At 58.7% G+C, this 7,648-nt stretch carries 5 protein-coding genes; 4 read left to right on the top strand and 1 reads right to left on the bottom strand.

Annotated elements, in window-relative coordinates:
* Nucleotides 1–58 precede the first annotated feature (58 nt).
* Complete coding sequence (locus tag JKA62_RS14745) at nt 59–973, bottom strand: LysR family transcriptional regulator (RefSeq protein WP_236676534.1); 915 nt, start codon at nt 971–973, stop codon at nt 59–61.
* Between the two features lie 270 nt (nt 974–1,243).
* On the opposite strand from JKA62_RS14745, the gene JKA62_RS14750 reads away from it, so the two are divergent.
* The 4 genes from JKA62_RS14750 to pgm all read left to right on the top strand — a co-directional run bounded on the left by JKA62_RS14750 (nt 1,244) and on the right by pgm (nt 7,470).
* Nucleotides 1,244–2,266, top strand: a complete 1,023-nt coding sequence (locus JKA62_RS14750) for a zinc-dependent alcohol dehydrogenase family protein (protein WP_011334080.1) — start codon at nt 1,244–1,246, stop codon at nt 2,264–2,266.
* Between the two features lie 546 nt (nt 2,267–2,812).
* Nucleotides 2,813–4,267, top strand: a complete 1,455-nt coding sequence (locus tag JKA62_RS14755) for a hypothetical protein (protein ID WP_011334081.1) — start codon at nt 2,813–2,815, stop codon at nt 4,265–4,267.
* A gap of 49 nt (nt 4,268–4,316) precedes the next feature.
* The gene (locus tag JKA62_RS14760; protein ID WP_201818388.1) at nt 4,317–5,747 is read left to right on the top strand and encodes an aminotransferase-like domain-containing protein; all 1,431 of its coding nucleotides are present in this window, start codon (nt 4,317–4,319) and stop codon (nt 5,745–5,747) included.
* Between the two features lie 76 nt (nt 5,748–5,823).
* Nucleotides 5,824–7,470 carry a phosphoglucomutase (alpha-D-glucose-1,6-bisphosphate-dependent) gene (pgm, locus tag JKA62_RS14765; protein ID WP_064381675.1) on the top strand — a complete coding sequence of 549 codons (1,647 nt, stop codon included), beginning with the start codon at nt 5,824–5,826 and terminating at the stop codon, nt 7,468–7,470.
* Nucleotides 7,471–7,648 lie beyond the last annotated feature (178 nt).

A 7,648-nucleotide genomic window follows, 5' to 3' on the forward strand; every position in this document is an offset into this window, starting at 1 on the left:
AAGCGCAAGCAAGAGCTTGCGCTATAGCGATTCGCATTTTTAGATGTTCGTCCTCGGTTCAGAGACTATCCGGATCCCCAAAAAACATCTGAATCCGCGACCTTAACCATCGCTCCCCAGGATCATTATCCTGCGACCCCCGCCAAGCCATATGCAGTTCAAACGTGCGCGTCGGCAACGGCGGGTCTTCCGCGCGCAGACCGCCCGCCGCCGTCAGTGCATCCGCCGTGTAATCGGGCACGGTCGCGACGATGTCGGTGCCCGCCAGCAGCGTACCCAGTCCGTTGAACTGCGGCACCGCCAGTACCACGTGCCGTTTACGCTCGAGCTTTTCCAGCTCTTCATCGACGAAACCACTGAGGTCGCCGGCAAACGACACCAGCGCATGCGGGCGCGCGCAGTAATCGTCCAGGCTCAGCGGCCCCGGCACGGTGTCGGCGCGCAGTAATTTGGGGGCGCTGCGGCGCAGGACCTTGCGTTTGGCGTTTGCCGGCAGGTCGGTGGTGTAGCTGACGCCGATGGAGATTTCGCCGGAGGCGAGCAGGCCCGGCATCAGGATGTAGTTGACGCGGCGCACCACCAGCACGATCCCGGGTGCTTCGGCGCGCAGGCGTTTGAGCAGCATCGGCAGCAGCGCGAATTCGACGTCGTCCGACAGGCCGATGCGGAATACCGACGTGCTGGTCGCCGGATCGAACTCCGCCGCGCGGCTGACGGCGGTCGAAATCGAGTCCAGGGCCGGGGAGAGCAGGGCGAAGATTTCCACCGCGCGGGCGGAAGGCTCCATGCTGCGCCCGGTGCGCACAAACAAAGGATCGTCGAACAGGCCGCGCAGACGCGAGAGCGCCGCGCTGATCGCCGGCTGGCCGAGAAACAGCTTTTCCGCCGCACGGGTCACGCTGCGCTCATGCATCAGCGTTTCGAACACGATCAACAGGTTGAGGTCGACACGACGCAGGTCATTACGATTCATCTGGAGTCCTGGCAGAGTCATCAAGCTTGACGAGAGCGACCATATGAGAACAATGGCCGGCATGAATCTTACGGGGAAAGGCTGGTAGTCTGCACCGGGTAATTCAGCTTTACTGAGAAGGCGGCAGCAGTTTTTTCATGGATTTTCTCAATGCTGACCATGCTGCGGAATCAATGACAGGCATGTCGACTATTAATAGCCACTGATAGTCTTGGCTGGAAAGCCCAGATAGAGTTCATGGCATTAGAGGTTACTTTGACGAGGTTTGCGATGTCCCGCACGATCCGTTTTCACAAGTTTGGTCCGGCCGAGGTGCTCAAATGCGAAGAGCATGCGGCTGCTCAGCCAGGTCCTGGCGAAGTGCAGGTGCGTGTCGAGGCGATCGGCATCAGCTGGTATGACACGCTCTGGCGCCAGAATCTGGCGTCGTCCCAGGCGCGCCTGCCTTCAGGCCTGGGTCATGAAATGGCCGGCGTGGTCACGGCCATCGGCGATGGCGTCGAAGATCTGGCAGTGGGCGACAAGGTGGCCAGTTTCCCGGCCGAGAGTCCCAACGATTACCCGGTCTACGGCGAACTGATCGTTCTGCCGCGCACCGCGCTGACCCGCTATCCGGATGTGCTCAGCCCGATTGAAGCCAGCGTGCATTACACGCCGCTGTTGATCGCCTATTTCGGATACGTTGATCTGGCACGGGTCAAACCCGGGCAGTTCGCCCTGGTAACCGACGCCAGCCACTGCGCCGGCCCATCCTTCGTTCAGTTGGGCAAAGCACTGGGTGTGCGGGTGATTGCCGCCACCAAAACAGCGGAGGAGCGTGAGTACCTGCTGTCGCTCGGTGCCGAGAAAGTGATTGTCACCGAAGAAGAAGACCTGTTGATGCGGATCAACAAGATCACCGACAACCGCGGTGTCGACGTGGTGTTCGATGGTCTCGGCGGGCCACAGATGTCGCTGCTCGGCGATGTGCTGGCACCGCGTGGCAGCCTGGTGCTGTACGGCCTGCAGGGCGGCAACCAGACGCCATTCCCGGCCTGTGCGGCGTTCCAGAAGAACATTCAGTTCTTCGTACATTGCATCGGCAACTTCACCGGCAAACCGGAGCTCGGCATCATTCAGGACCACGTCGCCTTGCAGCGTGCCTTGCGTGATATCAACCAGCTCACCGCTGACCGTGTGCTGCTGCCGCTCAAGACCCGGGTGTTTCCGTTCAACGAGTTTGTCGAAGCTCACCGCTACATGGACGAGTGCCCATGCCGCGAGCGGGTTGCCCTGCAAATCGAACCTGCCTGATCCTTCCAGTCAGAGTCCGTGGCCCCACGGACTCTTGTGCGTTTTATCCTTCATACATCGAGAATCCCTGGGCCAGACACCCGGGAACGTTCAGCAACTGAACTGGTTTTTGCTCTCGATCTGTATCTTCTAATTGGCCTCCAGACCCTGATAATTGAATGACTATTTTCATCTCAAGGAATGAGCTATGTCTGTGCATTCTATTTGTTCCGTGCACTATCAATCGCCTGTTTATCATCGCGCCTCAAACTTCTGTTTAAAGTTTGTAGGGGTGCCATGTAATCCCTTCTTTTTTTCTTGTGCTCATTATGTGCAGGGGCTTGTAAGAAGTTTCCTAAGAAAGCCCGTTCTTGCAGGCAGCCCAGGCAAGGCGGGGCTTTCAGCCATGTCGCTCAAGATCCTGAAATACTACGCACTCAACTGTTTCAAATAACTACAAAAACTTAAGTGTTAGCATTTCAGCGTCTATTAATTAATGAAGAGTGATCGTGCGTCCGCCATTCGTGGTCGCGCGATATAAAACCTTTGATACCGGGTGAAGTACTGATGAGCACGATCCATGATCAAGCAATGAATTATGTCTACCAGCAAGTTTTGCAACGCCTGCTGAGTTTTTTTTCCCGAGCCGAGCGCACGGCTTTGCAACTATTGATACAGCGACTGGCGGTGGCTGCCGGCGGTATGGACCGCATCGGCGAATTCAAGGTCATGGTGACTCAATCCGGCACACGTGACTGTTGCTACAGCCTGGCCCTGTTGCGTGCGGCGCAATTGAGCATCGCAGGACGCGCTCCGGCCACTTTCCAGTTGCGTGTCGCCACCCTGCGCTGGAGCGGCGCACCGACGTCGGCGCTGCACAACATGCATCGTAGCTTCGGCGCACTGTTCCTGTATGACGATCCAAGGGTGGAGCTACTGATGGTGGATCATCGCGAGGTTCTGCCCTTCAACCATGAGGTTTGCGTCAGCGAAGAAGGGCGCGAGTCCGGTCGCCTCAACCTGCTGATGCTGGGGCATCGTCGCACATGGAATGAGAGCCTGGCATTGTGGGATGAGTTGTACCTGAGCACAGCCGAGTTCTACGGTCAGGTTGCACGTTGGGGCAATGGTGTCGATGCGTTGATAGCCAGTGACAGCGTGTACCAGCAGGAGCAATTCATCGCAGGCCTGGATCGGGCGGCGCGCAAGGCAAGCATCGGCGCGTTGCCACGAACGGCCGGTGGGTTCGCCGATTTGTTCCGTCTGCTCGACAACATGGGCGGCGATTATTACCGCGAACTCTACCCCGAAAAGGAACTGACTCAGTGGCGGCCGCTTGGCGAGTTTGAAGCCTGTCGGCGAACCAGCTACATCGGCATCGACGATATGGTCGTTGGCAAGATGGAGGAGCGATGGCCGTTGCTCAGCGATTTCCTGGGCTTTCAGGCCGACGAGCTGATGTTCGAACCACGCCCCGGTGAATGTGCCGATCCTTTGGTCGGCGCTTATCTGAGCGGGCTGCAGGCCAGCTACGTAGAAGGTCGCAACTACGAGGTCGGTGTCACGGAATACCTGCAGCAGTGCCTGGCAACGATGCGTCGCAAAGGTACCCCCGAGCAGCTTTGTGACCGTTTCCTTTCGACATTCGGCAATCTGTCCAACCTCACCGAGCAGCGCGCGCACGCTACCTCTTCCCTGCAGCGGAACTTTGGCCTCAGTGAGGCGCAATTGATATGCCTGATATTTGCCCCTTTCATCGATGGAGCCGCTGGTCTTGAGCGGTTTTTGCGCACCTGCCACCCCGGCATGCTGGTCGCGATGCCGGAGTTGCACCGGGCGATGCAGGGACTGCACGCTCCGGAGCAGGTTCTGCAATGGATGACCGATGTCAGTGGACTGCCCGTAAGACTGATCAACCGATTGTATGCAATGGATGGCATCCGGATGGACGAACAGGCAGCGAGTACCGCTGAAGTATCAGGTCATGAGACTTCACATGTTGACCGCAAGGCGGAAGGCTGAGTGTGAACGTATTGCCCGGACAAGGAAAAATGCCTGCGGACCCTGGCTCATGAGTGCATCACGAGAATCGGGTTTCGCCTATCAGGCTGTCTATCGTTATCTGACTCAGTTGATCGATGAACCAGGCAATCAAGGAGCGATCAGGTTGCCGTCACTAAGGCAGTTGTCCGAGCGACTGAACGTGTCCATCTCGACCATTCAGTACGCTTATGCCTTGCTGGAGAAGGAAGGCCGGGTCTACTCCGTAGCCAAATCAGGTTATTTTGCACAAGCAACGCCATCGTTCATGCCGCCGGGAGGTGGCAACGATCTGCTGGAAACGGTCTGCGTAAGTGCCAGGTGCAACGGCATGCGCGTATTGAGCGGTGATGACCCGGCGGCGGCCCAGCCTCTGGACAGCCCGTTGTTGATGGTGGAGCGAGAACTGTTGCGTCAGTATCCACGGTATCTGCAGACAGCCGCGCAGCCTTGCGGCGAGCTGGAACTGCGCACGCTTCTGGCTGCCCGCTATACCGCCTCGGCGACACATTGCTGGCATCCCGAAGACGTCTACATCGGCGCCGACTTGCGGGGGGTGCTGGAAATCCTGATTGCAGTTCTTGAACTGCGACATGCAACGGTGCTGATCGAATCCCCCTGCGACTGGGCGGTCCTGCGTCTGCTTCAGTCTTTTGACGTACAAGTCATTGAACTGCCACTGCAGCCTGATGGCACATTTGATACAGAGCAACTTGAAACACTGCTCAAGATCGAACCTGTTCGGCTGATCCTGTTGTCTTCCAGATTGAGCATGCCCCACGGCAGCCGTTTTCCTCAGGACAACCGGCATGCTGTCGCGCAGTTGCTCATCGGTCATGGCATCTGGGTACTGGAAAACGACTGTCATGGCGAGTTGCTGGACGATGCTGGAGGTCAACCTCTGCGCGAGTTGCTGGATCCCGACCGCTTGTTGGTGTTTTCCAGCTTCGAAAAACACATTGGTGTCGAAGCCCCCTATGGTTTTGTGCTGTCACGCCAATGGCGCAATGCTCTGCAGCGTCACTTCCTGCTGCGTTCGTTCCGGCTCTCGCCGATCCGCCAGAAAGCCATTGCGCGTCTCTATGCCAGCGGTCGAGTCGATCAGCATCTGGTGATACTGAAACGACTGCTCAGGGAGCGGCGTTCGCAATGGGTGCAGCTCATTCGCGAGCGCCTGGGCGATGTGCTGGATGTCGTCGAGCCACAGGGCGGCGCAACGATCTGGTTGCAATCCCGGCATGCGGTAGCGATGGACGCCGTGTTTCAACGGCTGCTGAAACAAAACGTATTGATTGCGCCTGGGGAGTTGTTCAGTATCCAGGGACTGCATGCGCAGAACCTGCGTCTCGGCGTGATCGGCGGGGACGAGGAGGCGTTGTTAATACTTGTCGGACTGCTCGGGGATGCGTTGCGACTGGCTCCGCGCACGAATTCACCCAAACACTCGGTTTGTACCGGATAGCCCCCATCGCACTCTGGTCAAACTGCCAGTAAACTCCGCTGTAATTTCCTGAACCACTCTATTTCAGAGGTTTTGCATGACACTCAGTCCTTTTGCGGGCAAACCGGCACCGGCAGAACTGTTGGTCGACATCCCGCGACTGGTTACGGCGTATTACACCGGTCAACCCGACGCCTCGGTTTCCACCCAGCGCGTGGCGTTCGGCACCTCCGGGCACCGGGGCAGTTCCTTTGATTTGAGTTTCAACGAGTGGCACGTTCTGGCTATCAGCCAGGCGATCTGCCTGTATCGCGAAGCCCAGGGCATCACCGGGCCGCTGTTCGTCGGCATCGACACCCATGCGTTGTCGACCCCGGCCGGGGCGAGCGCCCTGGAAGTGCTGGCGGCCAACGGCGTGACCGTGATGATCGCCGAAGGCGATGAGTACACCCCGACCCCGGCGGTCTCCCACGCCATTCTTTGCTACAACCGGGGGCGCACCACCGGCCTGGCCGACGGCATCGTCATCACCCCGTCGCACAACCCGCCACAAAGCGGCGGTTACAAATACAATCCAACCAACGGCGGCCCGGCCGATACCCACATCACCAAGTGGATCGAAGCCAAGGCCAACGAGCTGCTGGCCAACAAACTGGCCGGTGTCAAACGCATCAGCTACGAGCAGGCGCTCAAGGCCGCAACCACCCATCGTCACGACTACGTCAACACCTACGTGGCCGACCTGATCAACGTCATCGACTTCGATGCCATTCGCGGCGCCAAACTGCGCCTGGGTGTCGATCCGCTGGGCGGAGCAGGGGTGCGCTACTGGTCGGCGATTGCCGAGCACTATCGTCTGGACCTGGACGTGGTGAACAAGGAAGTCGATTCGACGTTCCGTTTCATGACCGTCGACTGGGACGGGCAGATTCGTATGGACCCATCGTCCAGCCATGCCATGCAAGGCCTGATCGGTCTGAAAGAACGCTTTGACGTGGCCTTCGCCTGCGATCCGGATCACGACCGTCACGGCATCGTCACGCCGTCCGGCGGCCTGCTGGCACCGAACAACTACCTGGCCGTGTCGATCGACTACCTGTTCCAGAACCGTCCGCAGTGGCGCGCCGATGCGGCCGTGGGCAAAACCGTGGTCAGCAGCGGTCTGATCGATCGCGTGGCCAAGCGTCTGGGCCGTCGCCTGTACGAAGTGCCGGTCGGCTTCAAATGGTTCGCCGATGGCCTGTTTGACGGCTCGCTGGGTTTTGGCGGCGAAGAAAGCGCCGGCGCCTCGTTCCTGCGCAAGGACGGCGGGGTCTGGAGCACCGACAAGGACGGTCTGATTCCAGCCCTGCTGGCCGCTGAAATGACTGCCCGTACCGGCCGCGACCCAAGTCAGGCCTACCGCGCGCTGACCGACGAACTGGGCGAACCGTTCTCGGTGCGTGTCGACGCCAAGGCCAATCCTGAGCAGAAAGCCCTGCTGAGCAAGCTGTCGCCGGAACAGGTCACCTCGACCGAACTGGCGGGCGAGAAGATCCAGAGCATTCTCAGCAAAGCGCCGGGCAACGATCAGGCCATTGGCGGTCTGAAGGTGATGACCGAAAACGGCTGGTTCGCCGCACGTCCGTCGGGCACCGAAGACATCTACAAGATTTACGCCGAGAGCTTTATCGGCGACGACCACCTCAAGCAACTGGTGGCTGAAGCGCAAATGCTGGTAGACGGTGCGATCAGCACCCAGTAAATCCAGGCAACGGAAAAGGGCGACCCTGAGGTCGCCCTTTTTTGTACCCGCTGTCTCGTCCTGAATAAGGTTTACACCTTCTGACCCATTCTCAGGAGGGAGTAATGAATACAGGAAAAAGGCGCAGTCAGCGTGATTACACGCGGACCTTTAAATTGTCGGTCGTCGATCAGGTCGA

It is taken from the genome of Pseudomonas sp. B7, assembly GCF_016735645.1.
GTDB lineage: Bacteria > Pseudomonadota > Gammaproteobacteria > Pseudomonadales > Pseudomonadaceae > Aquipseudomonas > Aquipseudomonas glycinae.

Coding starts and splice junctions, on each gene's coding strand:
- pgm (WP_064381675.1), top strand. CDS start 5,824: ATGACACTCAGTCCTTTTGCGGGCAAACCGGCACCGGCAGAACTGTTG.
- JKA62_RS14755 (WP_011334081.1), top strand. CDS start 2,813: ATGAGCACGATCCATGATCAAGCAATGAATTATGTCTACCAGCAAGTT.
- JKA62_RS14750 (WP_011334080.1), top strand. CDS start 1,244: ATGTCCCGCACGATCCGTTTTCACAAGTTTGGTCCGGCCGAGGTGCTC.
- JKA62_RS14760 (WP_201818388.1), top strand. CDS start 4,317: ATGAGTGCATCACGAGAATCGGGTTTCGCCTATCAGGCTGTCTATCGT.
- JKA62_RS14745 (WP_236676534.1), bottom strand. CDS start 973: ATGAATCGTAATGACCTGCGTCGTGTCGACCTCAACCTGTTGATCGTG.